Here is a 23,455-nt window from a genome sequence, read left to right as displayed (position 1 = left end):
GTGCAGCGCACAGGGAATGTACATCGACGTACATTTCCTGTACGCCCTGCCTGACCCATCGTTTGGGCAGTTTGAAGGCTCAACGCCCCCAACCTTGCACTAACTTGAACGATTCTGCGCTTTTACCTCTCCATTAAGCAGGACCCCAGACACAAGAACGGCTTGTGTCAGTCCTTGTGCGAGCTACGAACCCGGCACCCTAGGCGCCCTTCACCGCGCTCGCCTACGACGACCTTGAGGTAAAGGCCATGGCCGCGAACACGCGTGAAGCATCGACACCCTTCGTCCCGGACGAACTCGCCAGGAATGCCGAACTGTTCTACGAAGCAGATCGATTGGAGAAAGCCGCCTACGACATCATTGACACTAGCCTGGCGGATGCCGATGCCTGGCTGCGTTTTTCTGAAGCCAAGCGGGTGGCCGAGACGAAACGCGCTGAAGCGTACCAAGACCTGCTGCGCATCCGGCGCACTACAGTGGGGTCGAGGCCCCGGCAAGGACAGTGCTGCGACAGGTGATGTGCGCCTGCGCGATGCAGACCTGAAAGAGTAGCCAGCTACGGAAAACCCGACTTTACTCGTCGGGATGCCGCGCGCCGCAACAATTGAACCCTGTGACAGGGGCGCCGGTCATACAGCGGCTGGGAGCCCCTCTAACTCGTCTATGGAAACAGCAGTGAAAAACCTGACTCGTGCAGAACTGGAGGCGCAAGTCCTGCATTTGCGTGCCCTGCTGGAAGGCGCAGGCCTTGATCCGTTGTCAGGTTCACCTGGCAATGGCGCGGCGCAGCGCTCTGTGGATGAAACGCAAGCGTGCTACCGCCAGGCGGTGCTCGACCTGTCCAGCATGCGCGTTGAGCACACCGCACTGCGTCAGAGCGAAGAACGCTTTCGCACAATCCTGGAGACGGTCGAGTCGGCGTTCGCCATCGTCAAGGTCAAGTTTGACGCCGATGACCGACCGATCGACTACCGCTTCGTCGAAGCCAACCCGGCCTTCGAGCATCAAGCCGGGGTCGACCTGCGCGGCAAGTGGGTCACCGAATTCGCGCCGGACCTGGAACAGTTCTGGTTCGAGACCTACGGGCACGTGGCCAAGACCGGTGAGCCGGCAACCTTCGAAAGCTATGCCGAAGCATTCAAGCGCTGGTTCGATGTACGCGCGGTGCGCGTTGGTGATCCGGCTGACCGGCAAATCGCAATTATCTTCAGCGACGTCACTGAACGCCGCAACGCCGAGGAGCGCCTGCGCATCAGCGAGGCAGTGGCGCGGCAAAACGTGGAGCGTGTACAACTGGCGCTGGCTGCCGGCGCAATCATCGGCACCTGGCACTGGGACATTCCCAGCGACCGCTTCAGCATCGATGAAGCCTTCGCCCGCGCCTTTGGCGTGGACCCGGCCTTGGGCCATGAGGGCCTTAGCCTCGCGCAGGTGATGACCTCGGTACACCCGGAAGACCGGGAGGGACTGACCACCGCCATCCATGCTGCGATTGCCCGGGGTGGCGCCTATGCCCACCAGTACCGCGTGCGTCGCGATGACGGTCGATATTATTGGATCGAAGCCAATGGGCGCGTTGACCTTGCCGAAGATGGCACACCGTTGACGCTGCCGGGCGTGGTCATCGATGTGGAGAGTCGCCGCTCTGTCGAGGCTGAGCGCGACCGTGCGACTGCCGCACTGCGCGCCCTGAATGAAACCCTGGAACAACGCGTGGCCGAGCGCACCGTCGAATTGATCCAGGCCGAAGAAAAACTGCGACAGTCACAGAAAATGGAAGCCGTGGGCCAATTGACCGGCGGCCTCGCCCATGACTTCAACAACCTGCTCGCAGGTATCTCCGGGGCGTTGGAACTTACCGGGCTGCGCATCGCACAAGGGCGCTGGCAAGAAGTGGACAAGTACATCAGCACCGCACAGGGTGCGGCCAAGCGTGCGGCGGCGTTGACCCATCGTCTGCTGGCGTTCTCGCGCCGGCAGACCCTGGACCCACGGCCAACCGATGTGAACGTGCTGATGGAAGGTATGGGCGAACTTATCCAGCGTACGGTAGGCCCCAGCATCACGGTCGACACCCTCGGTGCCAGCGGCGTATGGCCGACACTGGTGGATGCCAGCCAGTTGGAAAACGCCCTGCTGAACCTGTGCATCAACGCTCGGGATGCCATGCCCCACGGCGGGCGTATCCGCATTGAAACCGCCAATGTATGCGTGGATGCTGCCACCGCCAGCGCCCACGACTTGACCGAAGGGGAATACCTGACGCTGACAGTCAGCGACACCGGCACGGGCATGACGCCCGAAATCATGGCCAAGGCGTTCGATCCGTTCTTTACCACCAAGCCCATCGGCCAGGGTACCGGCCTGGGGCTGTCGATGATTTACGGGTTCGCCAAGCAATCCGGCGGGCAGGCACGGATTGCATCGCAGGTCGGGCGCGGCACGGCGATCAGCCTTTACCTGCCGCGCTACCAGGGGCAGGCCATCGAGGCCGATCCTGAACTGGACAGTACCAGCGCCACCCCGGCCGAGCGCGGCGAGACCATCATGATCGTGGACGATGAACCCAGTGTGCGCACCCTGCTGATGGATGTACTGGGCGGACTCGATTACAGCCTGATCGAAGCGAGCGACAGCATTACCGGCCTCAAGATCCTGCGCTCCGACGTGCATATCGACCTGCTGATCACCGATGTCGGCCTGCCCGGCGGCATGAACGGTCGACAGATGGCCGATGCTGGCCGAGAAGTACGGCCGGCGCTGAAAACCCTGTTCATCACCGGCTATGCCGAAAGCACCATCATCGGCGACAACAGCCTCGGGCCGGGGATGCAGGTGCTGACCAAGCCGTTTGCGATAGACACCTTGACGGCGCGAGTGCGGGAGTTGATCGAGTCGTAGCTATCAAGTGAAGGCAGTGAAGGGCAACCCTCAATTCATCGCGCAAAGACAGCCGTTGATTGATGATTGCGCCTCACACCAGCATTGCCGGCCGGCGTATTTATCCGCCCCTCGACACCTATTCAGCCGCCTTGAATCGGTCACGTGTGTAAGCCATTCGAGCCTCTGGACACAAAGAATGCCCGGACACTTGTGGGATAGATATCAACGCCGCCGGTAACTTTTCTGTCCGGAGGGCGTGAGGCAGTACACCCCACCCCGCGGGCCGGTGCAGTAAGTACCACTGCCGCAGCCGCAGCTGCCCGTACGACCTTGCAGCGGTTGCAACGCGGGCCGTGACTGCTGATTACCGGTGTAGGCCAGACAACTTCTTTTCGAGACACTGATGGAGCCGTCGTTGCACAGGAATACGTCCCCATCACAACCGGCAATCCCACCCTTGCGACCTGAGCAAGGCGTATTGGCAGCCAGGCTGATCGTGCTCGACAGCATCAGGACAACGCCCAGCATGATCATCCGGTGATGAGAACGAGACATTACGTACCCTCAAACGATAGCGAAGACGCAATCAAGCACAGGGTTTCCTGCCGCAGATCCAATTCAGGTGTGACGTGCGTGGCGTGTCTTGAGGAGGAAAAACCAAGGGTGATTTGATCTCCATCTCACCCGAGCTGTCAGTCAATGGCGCCGAGTCGCCCATGGTGATTCGCGCCGCGGCCTTCATGATCCACTGATCCACATTGGCATCGCCCGAGCCCTTGACCATCGTCACCTGGGGCAGGCCACTGTCCGACTTGAAGCGATACGCCAACGTCACGATCTTGGCTGCACCCGAGGCATTGACGGCCTCGAATACTTCCCCTACCGCCAGACGTCGCGTCTGCAAACTGACGAAACCTTTCATCCACAGTTGCTGATAACGCTGGGCCTGGCTTTCATTGAGCGGCTGCCCTGCTCTACGCAGACGGTTCATCGCCTCCCAGGCGTCATCGCGGCAGCGTTCGACCGCATCCAGATACAGCGCCAGCGCACCCGGCAAATCCTGCGGGCCACCCTTGCCCTCCTCCATGAGTCGCCCCAGTTGCAACACGGCGTTCTTGCCCGAGAGGCGGTAAAACTCACGTGCCTTGACATAGTCCACCGGCTCACCCTCACCGCGCTCGGCCATCTGCCCCAAGAGCACATTCACAGCCGGGTCAAGCTGGGCGGCCTCGACGAATAGCGCATGGGCCTGGCCGAAGTCTTGATCGACGCCGTAGCCGCCTTCCTGATACAACTTGCCCAGCATGGCCTTGCACGTGGCATTTCCATAACCCGCGTAGCGTTCGATATACCGCAGATTATCTCGCTCAAACGGCTTCTGGCCGGCGATCCACATACAGCGAAGGCCAACGAGTGGAGCGTTGTAGTCGGCGGGTCGGGTCAGGCTCTGGCAGCCCGTGATAGAGATCAACAGCAGTAGAAAAGTAAGCGTCTTGAACATGGCATCCATGCGTCCACTGAGAAACACGTGAAATCATTATGCCACTAATCAAGTCGACGGGGTCGGCTTGACGTTTACCGAAAGCACTACGGCCCGTGTATCGCTGCTGCTCAAGGCGGACGCGTGTTCGCGGAGCAACTCGGTATAAATGATACTTGTCGCAGGCCGGCACGAACGGCGGTGGGGTTTTCGCTTCGCCGAGCCCATAAACCGTGTGCCGCCCCTCCCGGAGACGCGACGCCAGTCGAGTGAAATCACTGTCGCTGGATACCAGGAGGTTTAAGCACGGAGCCCAACACCAGGCGCGAGCTGAAGGTCCCTGTAGAAAAGCCAAATTACAGGCAAAAAAAAGCCACTCTATTGAGTGGCTTTTTCTTTGTGTTTGGAGCGGGAAACGAGACTCGAACTCGCGACCCCGACCTTGGCAAGGTCGTGCTCTACCAACTGAGCTATTCCCGCGTCTTGGTGATGCGCATTCTATAGAATTATCAGAAGCGGTCAACCCTTTGATTCAAAAAAGTTTTATTTCTTTTCAACAGTGGTGCGCAGATGTGGCCAGGCAGCACGCAAATACTGGAGCATGGACCACAGGGTCAGGCCGGCCGCGACGAGCAGCAAGGCGTAGCCCAGCAGGACCCAGAAGGTGAAGTGCGACGGGTTGGCTAGCAGGATGACCAGCGCAAGCATCTGCGCAGCAGTTTTCCATTTGCCCATGTTGGAAACGGCCACGTGGGCGCGGGCGCCGATTTCAGCCATCCATTCGCGCAAGGCGGAAACGACGATCTCACGGCCGATGATCACGGCGGCAGGCAGGGTCAGCCACAGGTTGCCGTGTTCTTGCACCAGCAACACCAGGGCGACGGCCACCATGAGCTTGTCAGCCACCGGGTCCAGGAACGCGCCAAACGGCGTGCTCTGCTCCAGGCGCCGGGCCAGATAACCGTCGAGCCAGTCGGTGGCGGCCGCGAAGGCGAACACGGAACTGGAGGCCGCATAGCTCCATTCGTACGGCAAATAGAACAACAGAATGAAAATCGGAATAAGCAGGACGCGTAGAACGGTGATCAGATTAGGGATATTCATCGGCACAACTGGCTACGAGGTGGAAAGGCATTCTATTCGCTATGCAGATTCGCATAAATCAACTCAGCGAGCTTTTTACTGATACCGGGTGCTTTGGCTATTTCGTCAATGCTGGCACGGGATAGCTCTTGCAAGCCACCAAAATGTTTAAGCAAGTCGCGTCGCCGTGTCGGCCCGACGCCCGCCACCCCTTCCAGGGTTGAGGTTCGCCGGGTTTTGCCACGCCGGGCGCGGTGACCGGTAATGGCGAAACGGTGGGCTTCGTCACGGATCTGTTGAATCAGGTGCAGCGCAGGTGAGTCGCCCTTCAAGGTGAACTCATGGGCGGCATCATTCAAGTACAACGTCTCGAAACCGGCTTTGCGCGTGGCGCCCTTGGCCACGCCGAGCAGGATCAGGTCGGGCACTGCCAGTTCGTTGAGCACGTCACGCGCCATGGACAACTGGCCCTTGCCACCGTCCACCAGCAGGATATCCGGGAGTTTGCCCTCACCGTCCTTAAGCTTGCTGAAACGCCGGGTCAGGGCCTGGTGCATGGCCGCGTAGTCATCGCCGGCAGTGACGCCTTCGATGTTGTAGCGCCGGTAATCGGATTTGATCGGCCCTTCCGGACCAAACACCACGCACGACGCCACGGTGGCCTCGCCGCTGGAGTGACTGATGTCGTAGCACTCCAGGCGCTGCGGCGGTTCGTCCAGGTTGAGGACTTCGGCCAGGGCATCGAAGCGTGCGGCGACGTGCTGTCGATTGGCCAGGCGCGCACTCAGGGCCTGTTCGGCGTTGGTCACCGCCAGTTGCTGCCAGCGCGCGCGGGTGCCACGCACGCGGTGGCTGATGTCCAGCTCACGGCCGCGCAGTTCGTGGATCGCCTCGATCAGCGTGGGGAAGTCTTCATGCACCACGTTGACGATCAGCTCCGACGGCAAATCGCGCTCGGGGCTGCTGACGTAGTACTGCCCAAGGAAGGCCGCCATGACTTCGGCCACGTCCTCGTCGATACCGGTCTGTGGGAAAAAGTTCTTGCTGCCCAGTACCCGACCACCCCGCACGCTGATGAGGTGCACGCAGGCGCCGCCTGGGTTGACGAAGGCCGCGATCACATCGACGTCGCCGGTGCCGCCCTCCATGCTCTGCTGGTCCTGGACGCGGCGTAGCAGTGAGATCTGGTCACGTAGCTCGGCGGCGCGCTCGAAGTCCAGGGTGCTGGCGGCCTGCTCCATGGCACCGGACAGTTCATCGGTGAGGGCATTGCTCCGCCCTTCCAGAAACATCACCGAGTGGCGCACATCCTCGGCGTACTCGGCCGGCTCGACCAAGCCCACGCAAGGCGCCTTGCAGCGCTTGATCTGATACTGCAGGCACGGCCGGGTGCGGTTCTTGTAGAAACTGTCTTCGCACTGGCGCACAAAAAAGGTCTTTTGCAGCAGGCTCAGGCTCTCACGGATCGCGCCGGCACTCGGGTACGGGCCGAAATACTTGCCCTTCTGCTTCTTCGCGCCACGGTGAATGCTCAGCCGTGGGAAGTTGCCGTCGGATAAAAACACGTAGGGGTAGGATTTATCGTCGCGTAGCAGGATGTTGTAGGGCGGGCGCCACTCCTTGATCAACGTCTGCTCAAGCAGCAGCGCCTCGGTTTCATTCGCGGTGATGGTGGTTTCGACCTGGGCGATGCGCGTCACCAGCGCGGCGGTTTTCGGCGCGAGACCGCTCTTGCGAAAGTAGCTCGCCAGGCGGTTCTTCAGGTTCTTGGCTTTGCCGACATACAGCAGGCGCGCCTCGCTGTCGAACATGCGGTACACGCCGGGGCGGCCACTGCAGGTTGAGAGAAAGGCACTTGGATCAAACGGTGTGCTCATGTCAGGCGCTGGCGTCCACCATGCCGTGGCGCACCGCGAGCAGGGTCAATTCAACATCACTGCTGATGGCGAGCTTCTCGAAAATGCGATAGCGGTAGGTGTTGACGGTTTTGGGCGATAGGCACAATTTGTCGGAGATGGTCTGCACCTTCTGGCAACCGACGATCATCAAGGCGATCTGGATTTCCCGCTCCGACAGCACATCGAACGGTGAGTCGCTGACGGGTTGGAAGGATTTGATCGCCAATTGCTGGGCAATCTGCGGGCTTATGTAGCGCTGGCCGGCAAACACCAGGCGAATGGCTTGCACCATCTCCGCCAAGCCCGCGCCCTTGGTCAGGTAACCCGCCGCTCCCGCCTGCAACAAGCGCGTCGGGAACGGGTCTTCTTCACACACAGTCACCACCACGACTTTGATGTCCGGATGGCTGCGCAACAATTTGGTCGTGGCGCCAAGACCGCCGATACCAGGCATCTTGACGTCCATCAGCACCACATCGGGTTTCAACTCCCGGGCCTTGATCAGGGACTCTTCCCCGGACTCGGCCTGGCCGACTACTTGCAGGCCATCGATGTCAGCCAGCATTCGTGTAATGCCTGTACGAACGAGATCATGGTCATCGACTACTAGCACCCTAATCAAGCAGACACCTCGCGATATGGTCTTATAGGTTGCTGAACACCTTAGCAAAAAACCAAGGCGCAGACCTAGCTGCAAGCGTCATATATATAGAGTTTGAACACACAGTAGCCATCCACCGAGTGGCGAACGGCTCTATTTGCTGGGCAATAGGTCAGGAATTCCGGGGCTGCGGCTTGATTTTTCTACTCTGCAAAATGGAGTGCTCGGCCAGGGTTGCCGTCAAGCGGCGTATAGCAGCCTGGTCTTCCTTGAACATTACGCGGTAGTCACCCAGTACCTTTTCTTCAATCTGGCTGAGGTTTTTCAGTTGAATCGGCGTAATCACGCCGGTCAGCACGTACAACACATCAACGCCTCTCTCGGCAACACGCGACAAGTAGTCGGCCTTGGGCACGCGCCCTCCACTTTCGTATTTGCCTTGTGCGTTGGCTTCAACGCCGCCTATTTCACCAAAGACTTTTTGCGACAGGCCAAGTCGCTCTCTTTCTTGCCTCAAACGCGAACCGATTCCACTCATTTGAATGCATGCTCCTATTTGGCACACCTCAAGAGGTGACACGCTCATCTCTTTATTAAACGAACTTGAACGGCTTTAAACTACGCCCGGAATCCGTAATGCTGCATAAGCCAATCCGGCAACCACCTATCAAGTGCTCGCTGGGCGCAAAAAGGGACGGCGTGGAGAAGCCCATAAGGTAGCGGTCCTTTTGGGCATGAAAGAAGGGATCATCCTTTATTAAGGCTGATGGCCAAAACAACGATCAGGAGGTCGTCTCCTGAAGCCAGTATGCGCCTATTAGGATTGACTGCATGATTTAGCGGGATGGGCAGACACGCTCCATACGCCAGAAGCAGTCCTCCTCACCGACAATGCTCAACCCCCTACGCTGATAGAGCCGCCTGGCCGGATTGGTCTTGAATACCGTCAAACGCAGCAAACCCAACGCCTGCGCCTTGAGCGCCATCTGCTCCAGCACCCAACTGCCCGCACCCAATCTGCGACACGTTTCGAGCATATGCAGCTCTCGGATGTAGAGCGCACGGCTGTCGCGGCTCAGGCTGACAAAGCCCATCACCCCGTCGTCATTGCAGATCAGCCAGTTTTCACGGCCAGCCCAGGCGACGTCAAAACCATCGTTGGACCACATCAGCCCGTATTGCCGGTAGTAATGGCTCATAGCCTCAAAGGTCAGGGTGCGTGCGAACGGCAGGTCAAGGTCCGTGGCTGCGCGTAAGTGAAACGCCATCTGTCCGTATCCATCCCAATTAGAGTGTCCACAGCATATCGGCACTCACCCCATAGTCGTAAGTAGCCCATGACAATAGAAATTTCTGATTGAAACTACCGGTGTGCGTCAAGTAAGCTCTGCCAATCATTTGGAGACACACCATGTTGCAACTCACCCACACTCAGGTCTGCCCTGCTACCAGCGCCCCGCGCGCGGTATCGGCTACCCGTGTGAACGGTTCGAGCGCAGCAGTAAGCTTTTATTTTGGGTATTGGTTTAGCCACTGGCGCGCCTGATACCTGAAATCGGCGCCCACTACTCAAGGGGTCGCCTACCAGAGAAATCTAAACCCCCGGTCGGCTCCCCGACCGGGGGTTTTGTTTTTTCAGGCCTCTATTAATTTCGCAGAACACTTAAAGGACACACGACATGAACTACGCCACCTATTACCGCTACGACACCTCCACCGCATGGCGATTTAGCCAGCTCCGCTCGGGACAGCCTGCCGCCTCCGATCGGTCACCTCTTGGTGGCAAGCCAACACACGTAGCCAATACGGCCAATTGTCGAACACCCCAGTAGGGCAGAGCGCGCGGGAACAGCCCGCCGCTTGCCCAGGAAGCCTTGAATATGAACTCCGCCACCGCCGCTCTGCCGATTTCTGCACTGACCAGCGCCAATGAAGCCCTGACCCAGCGCCTGCCCAGCTCCCTTGAGCTCAAGCACCAACTGCCCCTCAGCCCGTTCCTCACCGAACAAGTCCACGCCCATCGCCACGCCGTGCGCGCCATCCTCAATGGCGAAGATTCGCGTTTGCTGGTGATTGTCGGCCCGTGCTCGATCCACGACCCTGAGTCGGCCATGGAATACGCGCGCAACCTAAAGAAGCTCGCGCTCGAAGTCAGCGACCAGATGCTGCTGGTGATTCGCGCCTACGTCGAAAAACCGCGCACCACTATTGGTTGGAAAGGCCTGGCCTACGACCCACACCTGGACGGCAGCGATGACATGGCCGCCGGCCTCACGCTGTCCCGCCAGTTGATGCGTGAAATGCTGCGCCTGGGCTTGCCGGTCGCCACGGAGCTGCTGCAACCCATGGCCGCCGGCTACTTCGATGACCTGCTCAGCTGGGTCGCGATTGGCGCGCGCACCACTGAATCGCAGATCCACCGCGAGATGGCCAGCGGCCTGGGCATGCCCGTGGGTTTCAAGAACGGCACCGACGGTGGCGTCGCAATTGCCTGTGACGCGATGCGCTCGGCGTCCCACCCGCACCGTCACTTCGGCGTCGACAGCCAGGGCCACCCGGCGATCATCCAGACCCCAGGCAACCCTGACACTCACCTGGTGCTGCGCGGAGGTCACCGTGGGCCGAACTACGATGCGCAAAGCGTGGCACAGGTGAAGCACGATCTGGCCAAGTCCAAGGTGGCGGCACGCATCATGGTCGATTGCAGCCACGCCAATAGCGGCAAGGACCCGTTGCGCCAACCGGCGGTGTTCAACGAGGTGCTGGACCAGCGCCTGCAGGGCGACACCTCGCTGATCGGCATGATGCTCGAAAGCCATCTGTTCGAAGGCTGCCAGCCGCTGAGCGCGTCGATGAAATACGGCGTATCGGTGACCGATGGTTGCCTGGGCTGGAATGGCACCGAGCAGTTGTTGCGCAGTGCGGCCGAAAGGTTGCGGGAACAACGCAAGACCGACTGACATTTAAACGGTAATCCGCTCAGGATAGGGGGTATAGCGCCTCATCGAACTGCGCCAGCTTCGGAAACACCAAGGGCTGTTCATCCGTCAGCCCTTGCAACCGCTGCTCATACGCCACCAGGAAATCCTGCCGCGCGTCAGCGCTGATGTACGGCACATGCCACGCCACAAACGGCGCCAGCACGTCATAGCCCACATACGCCAACGTCCCGCGCAGAATCGGCCGCAGCATATCCTCCAGCGGCCCATGAATCGCGCCCTCACCGAACATATGCTCGCGCCCGCCCAGGGTCACCGTGATCATCGCCCGTTTACCCGCCAGCCCGCCCTGATCATAAAAGCGCTTGCCGCCGTAACACACCCCCGACACCAGCACCCGGTCGATCCAGCCCTTGAGCATCGCCGGCGCCGAGAACCAGAAGATCGGAAAGTTGAGGATCAACAGGTCAGCCCACAGCAGCTTGTCCAACTCGCCCTGGATATCTGCGGCGATTGACTGCTTCTTCACCCCCAGGCGCTGCTCCAGGGCGTATACCAGGTAATCCGGATTTTCCCGCGAGGAAAAGTCCGCCGCCGACGCCACCGGGTTCCACCGCATGGCGTACAAATCGCTGACCTTTACCGCATGCCCCAGGCCCTCCAGCGTGGCGACCGCCCGATCGCGCAAGGCCGCGGTGAATGACTGCGGTTCAGGATGGGCGTGAACAATCAAAACCTTCATGGGATGTCCTCAAACAGTGTGCGCCGCCCGTTGGGCCAGCAGATGATCGAGCCAGTCGGGGTCCCCCCCCCTGATCTTGTCTCTCCAAAGGTCAACAGGCACAGGCATGTTTCAACTCGATCAAGGTCACGCCATTGCGTTTGAAAGCGTTGCGCAGGTCCGTCTGCAATTCATCCAGGTTGCGGGGCTGGTTCACGGTGCAGCCGAACGCCTGAGCGAACAGCGCGAAATCCGGGTTGCGGGGCAGCACGCCGATGGGCGCGATATCGAGGCTCAGCATGTCGTCACGAATCTGGCCAAGGGCGTCGTTGTTCCACAACAGCACCACCAACGGGCTGTCCAGTTCTTCCACGGCGGTGGCCAATTCCTGGGCGGTATAGAGGAAACCACCGTCGCCTACCAACACCAGGCCCGGCCGTTGTGGCGCGCCAAACTTGGCGCCGATGCCGGCAGGCAGGCCGTAGCCCAGGGTGCCGTAGCCGGTAGGATGCAACCAGCTGCGCGGCGCACGGCTGCGGTAGGCGTAATTGCCGGTGTAGGCCAACTGGGTCATGTCACTGCTGATGAACGCATTGGCCGGCAATTCGGCTTCAATACGGTCGAGAATGGCTTGGTGGATGGACTGCAACGGGCCGTGCCCCGATTCGATCGCGTGCAGCAACGCCGCCACTGTCGAGATGGCGGCTTCAGCGTTGCGCGCGGTGGTCGGCAGGCGTTCCAGCAAGGCCAGCACGGTCTGCTGCGCATCGCCTTTAAGCGCCACGGCACAGGGGTAGAAATCATTGAACTTGCGCGCGTCGATATCCACCCGCAGTAGCTCGCCGCCGAGAGGCAAACGCTCACACCAATAGTCGGTATCGGCCATTTCCGTGCCCACCGCCAGCACCACATCCGCCTCACTGATCAGTTGCCACCCGGGTTCGACGCAGAGGGTGGAACCGGCATTCAGCGGGTCATTGACAGGCAGTAAACCCTTGCCGGCCACGCTGGTGAAGAACGGCGCCGCCAACTGCGTGCTCAAGCGCTGCAATGCCTCGCCAGCCGCCAACGCACCGCCTCCGGCGATGATCATTGGGCGTTTGGCTGCCGCGAGTTTGGCCGCGCCCTGATCCAGGGCTTTGGCCGGCGGCAAACCGCGATCTGGCCGGCGTACGACCTCGTTGCTCCAATCGCGCTGGATTGGCGCGGCCAACACGTCCAGCGGCACCGAGATATGCACCGGGCGGGGTCGCTCGCTGTCGAAGATGGCGTAGGCACGGGCGACCAGTTCAGGCAAGTCCTCAGCGCTCAGAGCGACCGCCGAAAACGCGGTGATCGGCGCCGTGATCGCGCGCTGGTCCTGGGTCTCATGCAGGATGCCCCAGCCCTTGCCGAGGCTGACGGTGCTGTTGACGCTGGAAATCACCAGCATCGGAATCGAATCGGCATAGGCCTGGCCAATAGCGGTGGCGGCATTGGTCACGCCGGGGCCGGTGATCACAAAACACACCCCCGGCTTGCCGCTGACCCGCGCGTAGCCATCAGCCATAAAGCCGGCACCTTGCTCATGGCGCGTCAGCACATGGCGAATGCCGCTACCGGGCAGGCCGCGATACAGCTCCAGGGTGTGCACACCGGGAATGCCGAATACCGTGTCGACGCCATAGTTGGCCAGCAGTCGCACCAGGGCCTGGCCACCGGTCATCGCTTTATCGTACATGTTCATCTCCTAGACGGATCAACGCATCGACCGCCGTGGCGCCCTGGGCATTGACCAACAATGGGTTCACATCCAGCTCCAGCAACTGCCCGGCATTGGCGCAGGCGTAGTCGGCCACGGCACGAATGGCCGTCACCAGGGCGTCCAGATCCGCCACTTCACGCCCGCGAAAACCTTGCAGCAATGCTGCGCTGCGCAGGCTGAGCAAGGCGTTGCGGATGGCACTGTCGGTGGTCGGCAACAACAGGCTGCGGCTGTCCTTGAGCAACTCCACCAGGATGCCGCCGGCGCCGATGACCAGGGCCAGGCCAAAGTCGTTTTCGCGTTTGATGCCCACGATCAACTCCGCCAACGGCGGTGTAGCCATCGACTCCAGCAGCAATTGATCGAAGACGACATGCGGTGCATAAGCCGAGATGTGCGCGCGCATCTGCTCAAGTGCAGCGGTCAGGGCCCTGCCGTTTTGCAGGTTCAGCACCACGGCACCGGCCTCGGTTTTATGCGGCAACTGCGCGCTGACCGCCTTGAGCACCAGGGGATAGCCCAGCATTTCTGCATCGCTGACCGCCCTGCCCGGCGTACTCAATACGCCGGCCGGTGTCGTAAGGCCGAATGCACGCAAGGCTTGCTTGGAGGCCCATTCGTCCAAGGCCTCGCCTCTGTCATCCAGGGCTTTTGGGCACAACGGTTCGAGGATCGATTCTCCTCGCTCCAGCAACACGCGGCGGTTGCGCGGGTAGTCGGCAATCCGCCCCCAAGCGGCCAATGCATCCTCTACGCCTTGCAGCGCAGCAATTCCCTGAGCATGCAGGCGCTCGCGGGCATGGGGCGGCAACAGTTCGGGAAGTGCCGAAGTGACGAACCCGGTCTTGCCATGGCGACCGAGCGCGGCGCAGAACAGCTCCAGCAACAGGTCGCACTCCTTGCGCTCACCCGTGAATTCGGCCGGGTAATCCAGCACCAGCATGGCGGCGTCGGCGGCGGTTCGCAGCACGGTGTCGAGCATCGCGTCGAGGGCATCACGGTCGCCCCAGATGGCGGTGGTGAAATCCAGCGGATTGACCAGGTTGGCGTAACTGGGCAGCACCTGGGCCAGTTCAGCACGTTGGTCGTCGTCCAGTGTCGGCAAGGCCAGGTGATTGCGTTCGGCGTAGTCGGCAATCAGCCCCGCATCGCCACCAGAACAGGCCAGTGCAATCAAGCGATTCCCCTCCGGAAGATTGCCGCACGCGGCGGCCTTCAGGGTTTCGACAAAACTCACGGGGCCGCTGACGCGGATCACGCCCAGGCGCGCAAACAAGCTGTCGTACAGCGCGTCGGAGCCCGACAGCGAACTGGTGTGACTCAAGGCCAGTTCCGCACCGATCTGCGACACGCCGGTTTTCAGCGCAATGATCGGAATGCCTTTCTCCAACGCCTTGTGCGCTGCTCGGGCAAACCCCGGCACATTCTTCAAGCCTTCCAAATGCAGGCCGATGGCGGTGACGCGCGGCTCATCGAGCAACACGTCCATCAGCTCGGCAACGCCCAGTTGCGCCTGATTACCGACCGAGGCCATGTAGGCCACTGGCAGCGAACGGTCGCTCATCGACAGGTTGTAGGCGAAGTTGCCGCTCTGGGTGAGCACCGCCACGCCCTTCTCTACCGACTTGCCGCCATGGGCCACCGGCCACAGCGCCGAGCAGTGCAGGTAGTCAAGCAGGCCGTAGCAGTTGGGGCCAAGCAAGGCCATATCGCCCGCAGCCTTCAGAAGTTGCTGCTGCAGAGCTGCACCGCCGGCCCCCGTCTCGGCAAAACCGGAGGCGTAGCATATGGCACCACCCGTGCCGATAGCGGCTAGCTCAGCCACGCAGGTCAGCGTCAACTCGCGATTGGTGGCGATAAACACCGCATCCGGCCCGCACGGTAAATCGGTCACGCGGCGCACGCAGGGGATGCCATCAAGGCTGTCATGCTGCGGGTTGACCAACCACATCGGCCCGGTAAATCCGCCGTCGGCACAGCGCTTGAGCGCACGCGCCATGCTGCGTCCACCAACGAAAGCCAGGTGCCGGGGCGCCAGCAGGCGTTTGAGATTGTCGCGAATAGCCTGGGACATACGCTCTCCTCGCCGATCAGCGCAACAGCGGCCGCAACAGTTCACGGGCGATGATATGGCGCTGGATTTCCGAAGTGCCTTCCCAGATCCGCTCGATCCGTGCGTTACGCCAGATACGTTCAACCGGCCCTTCATCCATCAAGCCCATGCCGCCAAAAATCTGCACCGCCTCATCGGCGACCTTGCCCAGGGTTTCACTGGCAAACAGCTTGGCCATGCCGGCCTCGCCATCGGTCATGCTGCCCTGATCCATCTTCCAGGCAGTGTGCAGGGTCAGCAGTTCAGCGGCCCGGATCTGTGTGGCCATGTCGGCCAGCTTGAAGCTCACGCCTTGGTAGGTGCCGATCGGCTGGCCGAACTGCTTGCGGTCCGCCGCCCATTGCAACGACACATCCAGGGCGCGCTGGGCCTGGCCGACGCAGTTGGCGGCCACCATCACACGGCCGGCCGTGAGCCAGGCATTGGCCACCTCCCAGCCTTTGCCCACTTCGCCCAGCACCTTGGAAGCCGGGACGCGGCAGTCATCGAAGAACATTTCATAGGTGTGATAACCCCGGTTGCTTACGCACTTGGGGCCACGGCGGATGGTCATGCCGGGGGTGCCACGATCGACCAGGAACGAGGTCACGGCGTTGCGCTGCCGGCCATTGTGTTCGTAGGTATCGGTGACCGCGAACACGATGGCAAAATCGGCGTGCCCGGCATGGCTGATAAAGTGCTTGCTGCCATTGATTACGAAGTCATCGCCACTGCGCACGGCGCGGGTCTTGATGGCGTTGGCATCGGAACCGGCGCCGGGTTCGGTCAAGGCAAAACAGTCGACTTTCTTGCCTTGCACACAGGGCAACAGGTAGTCGCCAATCTGTGAGCCGGTGCACGCCATCAGGATCTTGGACGGCCGCGCGACAAACACATGCAAGGCCCACGAGACTTTGGACAGCTCCCGTTCGATCAGGGCCTGGGACAGGTAATCCAGGCCGCCGCCCCCCACCTCTTCCGGCATGTTGAAGGCATAGAAACCGGCAGCAATGGCCTTGTCGCGAATCTGCGCAGCCAGCTCGGGCGAGACCGCGTCGGCACGGTCCACCGCCTCTTCATGGGGCAACAATTCCTTGGCAACAAAACTGCGTACCGCGTCCACCAACATGTCTTGTTCTTGGCTGAGTTGGAAATTCATGGCGCTACCTGTTCGGAGGTGTTGTTGTTATTTGCCGCTGAAAATCGGAAGGCGTTTTTCCAGGGAGGCGCGCAAGGCTTCGGTACCGTCGGCGCTGCGTCCGCACAACAGCCCAGCGGCCAGTTCGGCCTGCAGTTGCGCGGGCAGGCTGCGCTCGGCGCCGTCACGGATCAGGGTTTTGGTCTGGGCGAAGGCAAAGGTCGGGCCGTTGGCCAGGCGTGTGGCGAGTGCGTTGGTATGGGCGTGCAGGTGATCATCCGTGACCACTTCACCGACCAGGCCCGCAGCCAGGGCTCGGTCGGCGCTCCATAGCTCGTCAAGGAACAGCAGCCGCTTGGCTTGCTCGCTGCCGATCAGGCGCGGCAAGTGCCAACTGGCACCGGCATCCGGCGAGTAGGCCATGCTGGTGTAACCGGCCTTGAAGCGCGCCGATTGGGCGGCGACGCGCAGGTCGCAGCACAGGGTCAGGTCCATACCCGCGCCGACAGCGGTGCCGTTGATTGCGGCAATCGTGGGTTTGTCGAGGGTGTGCAGGCGCGTCATCAAGGCGTGGGCAGTGTCGGTCCAGCCATAAGTTTCGAGGGCGCCACGGGCTTCGGCGGCGGCCCACTCAGCCAGGTCGGCACCGGCGCAGAAGCTGCGACCGTTGCCGGTCAATACCACCACACGCACAGCGGGGTCGGTGTTGAAGGTATCGAGCAAGGCGTGCAGGTGCTTGAGGGTGGGAATGTCCAAGGCATTGCGCTGCGGGCCACGGTTGAGGGTGATCCAGGCAACGCCAGCTTGCACCTGAGTGAGCACGGGCGAATCAATAGTCATGGCTTCCTCGAATTATTTTAGTTGGCTTGAGGGGTGCGACACGAAACGATACTAAACAAGTGTTCAGCAAGAAGACAATCGGCAATCAGCAAATATTTTCAGGAGGGGTAAACGGCCGGCCTGAACCGTGCGTCCAGGCGGCTGGAGAAGGCTCAGGGTTTGAGCTGATAACGCTGGCGCCCACCGGCCTGCAGGCCATCGACCCAGGCTTCGCAGATCTGGATGCCCTGCTCCGGCGTGAACGTGCCAGGGTTGAGCCCCGACTCCAGCCACAACCCATCGAGCAGCGCGCTCAGTCCGATGGCGGCCAGATCGGCGTCGAAGTGCTTCCAGCCCTCCTCCCTGGCCATGTCGGTCAGGGCCGAACGCATGATGGTGCGGTACTCGCCATAGGAGTGTTCGTGAGCCAGGTTGATCGCCGGCGCTGTCTTGACCGCGCCCCAGAAAACCAGCCAGGCGTCCAGCAAGTGCGGGTCGAGCAATTCGGCGGAAAATGAGCCGCGGAACAATGCCGACAGGCGCTCCCGAGGGTTAGGCGGCGCCTTGGCCATGGTCGCGCGCAGCAGGCTCATGACCTGATCGGTGATGGTGCGGTAGGCCTCGGCCACCAGTTCGTCCTTGCCCGAATAGTGATGGCTGATCAATCCCACCGACACCCCGGCCTCGGCACTGATCTTGCGAATTGACGCCCCCTGAAAACCATCACGCTTGAGGCACGTGAGCGTGGCCTGGACCAGATTGGCCTTGCGCACTTCCGGGTCCATCCGGGAAAAACGGGATTCCTGGGTCATGCGGCGAATTCCTACGATTGAGACGGCAGCACGACTCTACATCAGTCGCGATAACCCGGCGACACCTGATCCAGCGTCCGCAGCTCAGGTCGCTCATGCGGCAATGCGCGACCAATCGATAGCACGCCGCGAGCTGTTCACGGCGCTGCTATTCGTGATTTGCGGTAAAGAGTCCTTTTCGGATTCGGCGGTTTTTCCGAAGGAACAACGGGCGGATACTCGACGCCATTGTTCACACCCCTTCAGGAGTTACCGATGTCTATCCCAACGCAAAACGTCCCAGCCTTCGGCCTTGGCACATTCCGCCTGCAAGGCCAGGTGGTGATCGATTCCGTGAGCACCGGCCTGGAACTGGGGTACCGCGTGATCGATACCGCGCAGATCTACGAGAACGAAGCCGACGTCGGCCAGGCGATTGCCAACAGTGGCGTCCCGCGTGACGAGCTGTTTATCACCAGCAAGATCTGGATCGCCAACTTCGCCGAAGGCCAGCTGATTCCAAGCCTGCGTGAAAGCCTGAGCAAACTTAAGACCGACTATCTGGACTTGACACTGATCCACTGGCCCTCACCGGAAAACCAGGTACCTGTCGCCGAATTCATGGGCCAATTGCTGGAAGCCAAGCACCTGGGCCTGACCCGCCAGATCGGCATTTCCAACTTCACCGTCGACTTGATGAAACAGGCGATTGCAGCCGTCGGGGCCGAAAACATCGCCACCAACCAGGTCGAACTGCACCCCTACCTGCAAAACCGCAAGGTCGTGGATTTCGCCACCGCCAACGGCATTCAGGTCACGTCCTACATGACCCTGGCCTACGGCGAGGTGCTCAAGGACCCGGTGATCCAGCAAATCGCCGAGCGCCATCAGGCGACCCCGGCGCAAGTGACACTGGCCTGGGCCATGCAATTGGGCTACGCCGTCATCCCATCATCGACCAAGCGCGCCAACCTGGAAAGCAACCTCAAGGCCCTGCAACTGACCTTGAGCGCTGCCGATATGGCACAGATTGCCGAACTGGAACGCGGCCATCGCCTGACCAGCCCCAAGGGTATCGCGCCAAAGTGGGATTAAACACCGGCAACGGGCGCACGGGATAACTCCCGCAGCCACGGCAGCACGCGCAGGCCGGCGGTGGCTGCGGGTGGGTCGATGATGTCCATGAAGTGTTCGAGGTTGACGTTATCAGGCATGCCGGGCAGCCGCATCAGCACCGCCGGGGTTGCATCAGCGGTGCGGGCGCTCAGGTCCAGATAATCGTAGACCAGCACATGGTGTGCCTGAGGTTGAGGCCCGCAAGCGTGGGCCGTCAGCCCCGAATTGATGATCAGCACATCAAACGGCCGGGCCGGGATGGCGGTGAGCAACAGGACCTCTTCAAGGGTTTCCACTGGTACGATCCGGAAATACCCCAACCGGTTGAGCATTTTTTCGATATGCAGGCGTTGCAGGTGTTGTTCATCGGCAATCAGTATGGTCAATGCTTTGTTTGGCATGGCGGAACCCTGGGCATGCAGCGCTCGTCAGTGAGCGAGGCCCATTTTCCAGACATATCCCGAGGACAAAATCAGGCTTATTCCCGTCCACTGTAGGAGTTCTCCCAAATCCACCGAATGGCTAGCCACCTGGGTCAAGACTGCTTGATGCACGCGCTCAAGCTGTGATGCAAGCGATCCATGGCATGGCCAATCGCGTCAACCGTAGCCGCCAACGCATCACGGTCCCTCCTTTCACACACGTCCTCCAGCGTTTCACAACAAGCGACCAGCGCCTGCGACTTGACCATACGAGCCCCACCTTTGACGCGATGGGCCAGGTCATGCAACTTGCCGAAATCCGTGCGTGCTCTCAGCGTCGATAGCACCAAGCGGTCCTCTGCCAGGCTGTCGAGCAATGGCGCCAGCAACTCGTTGAGCCCAGCAGTATCGCCCCCTGTCAGGGCGACCAGCGTACTCAAGTCACATACCGGCACGACCTCTTTCACCTCCGGCGCCGCGGTGCGCGATGCCAATGCCGTGCGCAGATCATCGAGGCCGGTCGGTTTGAAGAGACAGCCGTCCATGCCCGCCTGCCGGCAGCGCTCGGTCTCCTCGGGCTGGGCGTTGGCGGTGAACCCCAGCAACAGGCATGGCACCAGCCCACGCTGGCGCTCTTGGGCACGGATATCACGTGCCAATGTATAGCCATCCATGATCGGCATGTTGCTATCAGTGATCACGCCATCAAACTGCCCGTCCTGCCAGAGCGCAAAACCCTCGGCGCCGTCTTCGGCCGTAACGATGCGATGCCCCAGGAAGCTCAGTTGCCGAGCTAACAACAGACGGTTGGCCGGGTAGTCGTCAACCACCAGGAGGTTCAACGCGTGAGTCGCAGGCGCGGGAGGCGCAGGTGCGTAAACCGGTGTGGCCGTGGCCGTGGCCAGCGTCAACGTCAGGTCCACCCTCGTCCCCTTGCCCAACACACTGCTCAAATGCAATTGGCCGCCCATCATTTCGCACAGGTTGCGGCTGATCACCAACCCCAGGCCAGAACCGCTGCGCGCCGACTGGTCGTTGTTGCTGCCTTGGATAAAGGGGCTGAACAAGCGCTGCTGATCTTCGGCACTGATGCCAATCCCCGTATCCTCCACACACAACCTGAGGCTCAAGTGGTCACCGGCCAATGTCGGTGTGCTCTGAGCCGCCAGGCGCACCTGCCCGGTGGCGGTAAACTTGATAGCGTTGCCCAGCAGGTTGGACACCACTTGCTTGAAACGCAAAGGGTCGATCAGCACCGCCCGGTCGATCATCGGGTCGAGCTCGACTTGCAGCAGCAGCCCCTTGTCCCGCGCCAGCCCTTCGAACACCCGCGCTACGGACGCCAACAACTCATGGAGATTGGCCTGTTCCAGGCTCAGGGACAGGTGACCGGTTTCAATGCGCGCAATGTCCAGGATATCGCCGATCAACTCCAGCATGCTCCGGGATGCCATCGAAGCCACCTCCAACGCATCCTGATCGACACGGCCCTGCTCGGCGTTTTTCTGGGCCAATTCGATCATGCCAATCACCGCATTCATGGGGGTGCGGATCTCATGGCTCATGATCGCCAGGAACGTCGTTTTGGCACGGTTGGCGGCGTCCGCTTCCTCCTTGGCTTCCTGCAGTTGGCCAAGCAGGCGCTGACGTTCGCTGACATCCACCCAACCGGCAATCATGCCCACGACGGCGCCGTTGCTGTCACGGTACGGCAGCATCCACTGGTAAATAGTCAGCACACCGCCACCCGGCACCTTGAGCACGCGATCCTGGATCTGCGGCTCGCCGCGCTCCATCAGGCTCAAGTAATCGGCATGGAACGACTGAGCCTGCGGCGGGTTGCCCGTGTCGGTTTGCACCACGGTCTTGCCGATCACGTCCTCCAACTTGAAGCCAAACACATCCAGGTAAGCGTTGTTGCAAGCCATCAAGCGGCCTTGGCGATCGCGCACGTAGATCGGATGGGGAGTGCCGTCGATCAGCACGCTCATGAACCGCATCTGGTCGCTCAAGGCCTGTTCTGCCTGGGCACGCTTGTGGATCAAGTTGCGCAGGTAGAGCACCCAGCCCAGGGTCACCAGCAGCAGCAACGCAGCCAGGCCAAACCCCTGGATGATCACATTGCGATGGCTGCTCCAGTAGCTGTCATCAATGATGATCTCACTGCGCCAACGGTTGCTCAGTTCGTCCATTTCCTCAGGTGTGATACTCAACAACGCCTTCTCGAGGATCGAATACAGCTCCAGTTGGCTGCGGTTGACGCCAAAGGCAATGCGTGCCGGTTCCGTGCCGATCGTGGTGGTGATACGCAGACGGTCTCGATAATTGCGCGCAATCATGTAGCGTGCGCTGATCAACGACACGATAGTCGCATCGACACTCCCCTTCGCGACCAGGTCCATGGCGGCCTCAGGGTTCCCGACGTCGACAAACTGGATACCTGGATAGTCGCGTGCTATCTGTGCACCGAGGCTGTTGCCACCAATGAACGCCAGGCGTTTACCGGGCATGTCTTCCAGGGTGAGCAGCCGTTCATCACTGGCACGCGCCACCAACACGTAAGGATTGGACAGATAAGGTCGGGTAAAGCGGACCTTTTCGGCACGCTCGACGCTGGGGGTGATGACCGCGAGCATGTCCGCTTGCCCGCTGCTGACCTCATCAATTTGCCGAGTTAACGAATTGCCGTGGACCATCTCGAACTTCAAGCCCGTGCGCAAGCTGATCCGCGACAATACCTCGTCGCTCAGCCCCACGAACTGCCCCCGCTCATCTAAAAATGACAGCGGCATGAACTTGTCGAGCACCGCGACCTTTACCCGCGGGTGCTTCTCCAGCCAGCGCTGCTCACTGTCGCTCAAGCGCAGTCGGTCTGCCTCCAGAACCCCACTGTCTGCGGCGCTCCAACGGCGCAGGATGCTCATTTGCTGACTGGCGGGGATCACGGCCAGCGCTGCGTTGATGATATTCAGCAGGCGGATGTTATCCGCAGTGAAAGCAAACCCGAACGGATTGACCTCCAGCCCGGAAAAATCGGCCATACGGATATTATTGAGGTGGTTCTTTTTGATCAGATAACGGGCACTGATAATGTCGCCGAGGTACACATCCGCCTGACCAAACGCCACGGAGCCGATGGCTTGGTGGGTCGAGCCATACAACAGCAGTTGCGCCTTGGGGTAATAGGCCTGGACAGCGTCGGGTTGCATGTAGTGGTAGAGCATCGCCACGCGTTTGCCGGCCAGGTCGGCGCTCAGTAAATGACTGTCACCCGCGCGGGTTATCAGCACGGGTTGATCATTGGCGTAGGAACGGGACAGCACCAGGCCCTTGTCGGCGGCTTCGTAACCATTGGCCGATCCTACTAAATCCACTTGGCCCAGCTTGAGTGCCTCGATCACCTCATCGCGGGTGTCATAGCGTCGAACTTCGATAGGCACGCTTAAGATGAGGCTGATCAGCCACGCGTAGTCAGCGGTGATACCTTCAAAATCCTTGTTATTGCTCAAGTCAAAAGGTGCGTAGTCCGGCGCCGACACCCCCATCACCAATGTGCGTCGCTGGCGTAACCAGCGCCAGTCGCTCTCATCGAGCTCCAGCCCTGGGTTTTCAAGGGTCGCGTGGCCAAGGAGCTGTAGGGTGTGCGGCTCATCCAGGGCCATCGCTGCAGGGGAAAACAACCCGATCAGCAGGATGGCCGTGAATCTCAACAGCCGGGTGGTCGTCAT

The 23,455-nt window shown here is 60.7% G+C and carries 19 protein-coding genes, 1 tRNA gene and 2 pseudogenes; 5 read left to right on the top strand and 17 right to left on the bottom strand.

Annotated elements, in window-relative coordinates:
• Positions 1-248: 248 nt before the first annotated feature.
• Positions 249-518, top strand: a complete 270-nt coding sequence (locus PF1751_RS10270; protein WP_010211259.1) for a hypothetical protein — start codon at positions 249-251, stop codon at positions 516-518.
• Between the two features lie 157 nt (positions 519-675).
• The gene (locus PF1751_RS10265; protein ID WP_044286974.1) at positions 676-2,901 is read left to right on the top strand and encodes an ATP-binding protein; all 2,226 of its coding nucleotides are present in this window, start codon (positions 676-678) and stop codon (positions 2,899-2,901) included.
• 204 nt (positions 2,902-3,105) lie between these two features.
• Here PF1751_RS10265 and PF1751_RS28280 read toward each other — a convergent pair whose 3' ends face one another.
• The 8 genes and pseudogenes from PF1751_RS28280 to PF1751_RS10235 form a co-directional block, all read right to left on the bottom strand.
• Positions 3,106-3,417 (bottom strand): YdcA family protein, encoded by a 312-nt coding sequence (locus PF1751_RS28280; RefSeq protein WP_406550085.1) that lies wholly within the window; start codon positions 3,415-3,417, stop codon positions 3,106-3,108.
• A gap of 52 nt (positions 3,418-3,469) precedes the next feature.
• Complete coding sequence (locus tag PF1751_RS10260) at positions 3,470-4,384, bottom strand: tetratricopeptide repeat protein (protein ID WP_226994544.1); 915 nt, start codon at positions 4,382-4,384, stop codon at positions 3,470-3,472.
• A 160-nt stretch (positions 4,385-4,544) separates the two neighbouring features.
• Positions 4,545-4,718, bottom strand: a pseudogene (locus PF1751_RS29835) (NYN domain-containing protein); the annotation flags it as partial.
• A gap of 49 nt (positions 4,719-4,767) precedes the next feature.
• Positions 4,768-4,843: transfer RNA gene (locus tag PF1751_RS10255), tRNA-Gly, on the bottom strand.
• A 63-nt stretch (positions 4,844-4,906) separates the two neighbouring features.
• Positions 4,907-5,467 carry a CDP-diacylglycerol--glycerol-3-phosphate 3-phosphatidyltransferase gene (gene pgsA, locus PF1751_RS10250; protein ID WP_010211263.1) on the bottom strand — a complete coding sequence of 187 codons (561 nt, stop codon included), beginning with the start codon at positions 5,465-5,467 and terminating at the stop codon, positions 4,907-4,909.
• Between the two features lie 32 nt (positions 5,468-5,499).
• A complete protein-coding gene (uvrC, locus tag PF1751_RS10245; protein WP_044286972.1) occupies positions 5,500-7,323 on the bottom strand; it encodes an excinuclease ABC subunit UvrC in 1,824 nt (607 codons plus the stop codon).
• 1 nt (position 7,324) lies between these two features.
• On the bottom strand, positions 7,325-7,966 hold the full coding sequence (gene gacA / locus PF1751_RS10240; RefSeq protein WP_010211277.1) for a response regulator transcription factor GacA: 642 nt from the start codon (positions 7,964-7,966) through the stop codon (positions 7,325-7,327).
• Between the two features lie 151 nt (positions 7,967-8,117).
• On the bottom strand, positions 8,118-8,483 hold the full coding sequence (locus PF1751_RS10235) for a helix-turn-helix domain-containing protein (RefSeq protein WP_010211278.1): 366 nt from the start codon (positions 8,481-8,483) through the stop codon (positions 8,118-8,120).
• Between the two features lie 112 nt (positions 8,484-8,595).
• Between PF1751_RS10235 and PF1751_RS28270 the strand changes: the two are divergent.
• Positions 8,596-8,746: pseudogene (locus PF1751_RS28270) on the top strand (helix-turn-helix domain-containing protein); the annotation flags it as partial.
• A 35-nt stretch (positions 8,747-8,781) separates the two neighbouring features.
• On the opposite strand, the gene PF1751_RS10230 reads toward PF1751_RS28270, so the two are convergent.
• The gene (locus PF1751_RS10230; RefSeq protein WP_010211279.1) at positions 8,782-9,213 is read right to left on the bottom strand and encodes a GNAT family N-acetyltransferase; all 432 of its coding nucleotides are present in this window, start codon (positions 9,211-9,213) and stop codon (positions 8,782-8,784) included.
• A 612-nt stretch (positions 9,214-9,825) separates the two neighbouring features.
• Between PF1751_RS10230 and PF1751_RS10225 the strand changes: the two genes are divergently transcribed.
• Positions 9,826-10,905, top strand: a complete 1,080-nt coding sequence (locus PF1751_RS10225) for a 3-deoxy-7-phosphoheptulonate synthase (RefSeq protein ID WP_010211280.1) — start codon at positions 9,826-9,828, stop codon at positions 10,903-10,905.
• A 19-nt stretch (positions 10,906-10,924) separates the two neighbouring features.
• Here the strand turns inward: PF1751_RS10225 and PF1751_RS10220 are convergent, their stop codons facing one another.
• From PF1751_RS10220 to PF1751_RS10195, 6 genes are all read right to left on the bottom strand, one after another.
• A complete protein-coding gene (locus PF1751_RS10220; RefSeq protein WP_044286971.1) occupies positions 10,925-11,626 on the bottom strand; it encodes an NAD(P)H-dependent oxidoreductase in 702 nt (233 codons plus the stop codon).
• 91 nt (positions 11,627-11,717) lie between these two features.
• Complete coding sequence (locus tag PF1751_RS10215; RefSeq protein WP_010211282.1) at positions 11,718-13,325, bottom strand: 5-guanidino-2-oxopentanoate decarboxylase; 1,608 nt, start codon at positions 13,323-13,325, stop codon at positions 11,718-11,720.
• On the bottom strand, positions 13,315-15,423 hold the full coding sequence (locus tag PF1751_RS10210) for an acetate--CoA ligase family protein (protein ID WP_010211283.1): 2,109 nt from the start codon (positions 15,421-15,423) through the stop codon (positions 13,315-13,317). Before PF1751_RS10210 ends, PF1751_RS10215 begins: the two co-directional genes overlap by 11 nt.
• Before the next feature lie 16 nt (positions 15,424-15,439).
• Entirely contained in the window at positions 15,440-16,600 is a 1,161-nt protein-coding gene (locus PF1751_RS10205) for an acyl-CoA dehydrogenase family protein (protein WP_010211284.1), read from the bottom strand.
• Positions 16,601-16,627: 27 nt separating this feature from the next.
• The gene (locus PF1751_RS10200; protein ID WP_010211285.1) at positions 16,628-17,419 is read right to left on the bottom strand and encodes an enoyl-CoA hydratase/isomerase family protein; all 792 of its coding nucleotides are present in this window, start codon (positions 17,417-17,419) and stop codon (positions 16,628-16,630) included.
• A gap of 152 nt (positions 17,420-17,571) precedes the next feature.
• Entirely contained in the window at positions 17,572-18,210 is a 639-nt protein-coding gene (locus tag PF1751_RS10195) for a TetR family transcriptional regulator C-terminal domain-containing protein (protein WP_010211286.1), read from the bottom strand.
• Positions 18,211-18,465: 255 nt separating this feature from the next.
• Here PF1751_RS10195 and dkgB point away from each other — a divergent pair, with 255 nt between their 5' ends.
• Positions 18,466-19,284 carry a 2,5-didehydrogluconate reductase DkgB gene (dkgB, locus tag PF1751_RS10190; RefSeq protein WP_021493368.1) on the top strand — a complete coding sequence of 273 codons (819 nt, stop codon included), beginning with the start codon at positions 18,466-18,468 and terminating at the stop codon, positions 19,282-19,284.
• Here dkgB and PF1751_RS10185 read toward each other — a convergent pair.
• On the bottom strand, positions 19,281-19,706 hold the full coding sequence (locus PF1751_RS10185; RefSeq protein ID WP_044286970.1) for a hypothetical protein: 426 nt from the start codon (positions 19,704-19,706) through the stop codon (positions 19,281-19,283). The genes dkgB and PF1751_RS10185 overlap by 4 nt on opposite strands.
• Positions 19,707-19,840: 134 nt before the next feature.
• A complete protein-coding gene (locus PF1751_RS10180) occupies positions 19,841-23,455 on the bottom strand; it encodes a transporter substrate-binding domain-containing protein (RefSeq protein ID WP_044286969.1) in 3,615 nt (1,204 codons plus the stop codon).

The organism is Pseudomonas simiae, from assembly GCF_000934565.1.
Lineage (GTDB): Bacteria > Pseudomonadota > Gammaproteobacteria > Pseudomonadales > Pseudomonadaceae > Aquipseudomonas > Aquipseudomonas simiae.
Note: the sequence above shows the minus strand (reverse complement) of the source record. Positions and strands in the feature narration are given on the sequence as shown.

What these genes read in the sequence shown, in the direction of transcription:
- PF1751_RS10220 (WP_044286971.1), bottom strand. Translation starts at nt 11,626, where the DNA reads ATGAAGGTTTTGATTGTTCACGCCCATCCTGAACCGCAGTCATTCACC.
- PF1751_RS28280 (WP_406550085.1), bottom strand. Translation starts at nt 3,417, where the DNA reads ATGATCATGCTGGGCGTTGTCCTGATGCTGTCGAGCACGATCAGCCTG.
- pgsA (WP_010211263.1), bottom strand. Translation starts at nt 5,467, where the DNA reads ATGAATATCCCTAATCTGATCACCGTTCTACGCGTCCTGCTTATTCCG.
- PF1751_RS10215 (WP_010211282.1), bottom strand. Translation starts at nt 13,325, where the DNA reads ATGTACGATAAAGCGATGACCGGTGGCCAGGCCCTGGTGCGACTGCTG.
- PF1751_RS10210 (WP_010211283.1), bottom strand. Translation starts at nt 15,423, where the DNA reads ATGTCCCAGGCTATTCGCGACAATCTCAAACGCCTGCTGGCGCCCCGG.
- PF1751_RS10200 (WP_010211285.1), bottom strand. Translation starts at nt 17,419, where the DNA reads ATGACTATTGATTCGCCCGTGCTCACTCAGGTGCAAGCTGGCGTTGCC.
- uvrC (WP_044286972.1), bottom strand. Translation starts at nt 7,323, where the DNA reads ATGAGCACACCGTTTGATCCAAGTGCCTTTCTCTCAACCTGCAGTGGC.
- PF1751_RS10260 (WP_226994544.1), bottom strand. Translation starts at nt 4,384, where the DNA reads ATGTTCAAGACGCTTACTTTTCTACTGCTGTTGATCTCTATCACGGGC.
- PF1751_RS10185 (WP_044286970.1), bottom strand. Translation starts at nt 19,706, where the DNA reads ATGCCAAACAAAGCATTGACCATACTGATTGCCGATGAACAACACCTG.
- PF1751_RS10235 (WP_010211278.1), bottom strand. Translation starts at nt 8,483, where the DNA reads ATGAGTGGAATCGGTTCGCGTTTGAGGCAAGAAAGAGAGCGACTTGGC.
- PF1751_RS10195 (WP_010211286.1), bottom strand. Translation starts at nt 18,210, where the DNA reads ATGACCCAGGAATCCCGTTTTTCCCGGATGGACCCGGAAGTGCGCAAG.
- dkgB (WP_021493368.1), top strand. Translation starts at nt 18,466, where the DNA reads ATGTCTATCCCAACGCAAAACGTCCCAGCCTTCGGCCTTGGCACATTC.
- PF1751_RS10270 (WP_010211259.1), top strand. Translation starts at nt 249, where the DNA reads ATGGCCGCGAACACGCGTGAAGCATCGACACCCTTCGTCCCGGACGAA.
- PF1751_RS10225 (WP_010211280.1), top strand. Translation starts at nt 9,826, where the DNA reads ATGAACTCCGCCACCGCCGCTCTGCCGATTTCTGCACTGACCAGCGCC.
- PF1751_RS10180 (WP_044286969.1), bottom strand. Translation starts at nt 23,455, where the DNA reads ATGACGACCACCCGGCTGTTGAGATTCACGGCCATCCTGCTGATCGGG.
- PF1751_RS10230 (WP_010211279.1), bottom strand. Translation starts at nt 9,213, where the DNA reads ATGGCGTTTCACTTACGCGCAGCCACGGACCTTGACCTGCCGTTCGCA.
- PF1751_RS10205 (WP_010211284.1), bottom strand. Translation starts at nt 16,600, where the DNA reads ATGAATTTCCAACTCAGCCAAGAACAAGACATGTTGGTGGACGCGGTA.